Here is a 956-nt window from a genome sequence, read left to right as displayed (position 1 = left end):
TGGTGGCGGTGCAGCTAAAGGGAACTCCGACTGGCGCCATGCTGACACGCACGTTCACCGTGGAGGGCGTGCCCTACCGCATGGACCTGTTCGGCGGCAGCAAGCTGAAGGCGCCGCAGCAGACCCTGGCCCAACTTGCCGCTCGCCTGCCCGGCGCGGCCGACGAGGCCGCAGGCGGCAAGCTTTTGGCGATCCCCTATGCCGAGACGGCTCCGGGTACGGACTTCGAGCAGCTGTCGCGGGCCTGGGCGCCGTTCAAGGAAGCGTATTACTATACCCAGCGGCGCGGATTTGCCGCGCCGCCGGGTATCCCCGGCCTTGGCCCGCATGACTATGCGCTGGAAGGGTGCTTCCGGCTGTCACTTCTGCCCGACCGCCCCGCAGGCGCAGCGCATCCCTTCCAGCTCCCCGGGCCGGACGGCGAGATCGCCTTGCAACCGCATGACGGCTGCGGCTTCATCAGGGCCTCGCTGGCCAAGCGAATGCCCGCCATCGCCCGGGGCGCTCGCCAGGACGGCCCCGAGCGGTTGCGTGCCTTTGGCGAGGGCAGGCAATCGTCGGTACCGGCCTCGGCGCTGCAACATTATCCGCGCAGCATCGCGGTGGCGCAGGAGACGCGCGAGAAGGCTCAGGCGTGGCTCGAAAGCCGTCAAGAATCAAGGCTCACCGCCGAGGAGCTGTTCCGGACCGTCACGAGCGGGCATATCGGGGGTCCGAGCGCCATCGCCGTGCCGTCCAGCGACGGATGCCTGCATGTGCCGATGCTCAAGAGCGAGACCTTGATCCGCGATGCGGGCGTGCTTGTCGGACGCTCCCCCTATGACAAGCCCAACCTGCGCCCGTTCGCCGCCGGCCGGGTCAGGTCGGCGCTCGACAGCGATCGGACTGCGGCGTTCCTGGATACGTGCGTGGCCTTCCAATACAGCTTCAACGTCGCGCAGAGGTCGGGGGCGGGG

1 pseudogene is annotated in these 956 nt (G+C 68.7%); it reads left to right on the top strand.

Going from position 1 to position 956, the window contains the following annotated elements:
• Positions 1–956 (top strand): annotated as a pseudogene (locus NKI59_RS34950) (shikimate kinase); the annotation flags it as partial.

It is taken from the genome of Mesorhizobium sp. M0598, assembly GCF_040320865.1.
Lineage (GTDB): Bacteria > Pseudomonadota > Alphaproteobacteria > Rhizobiales > Rhizobiaceae > Mesorhizobium.
The sequence above is the reverse complement of the archived record's forward strand: the minus strand, read 5'-3'. Positions and strand labels throughout refer to the sequence as shown.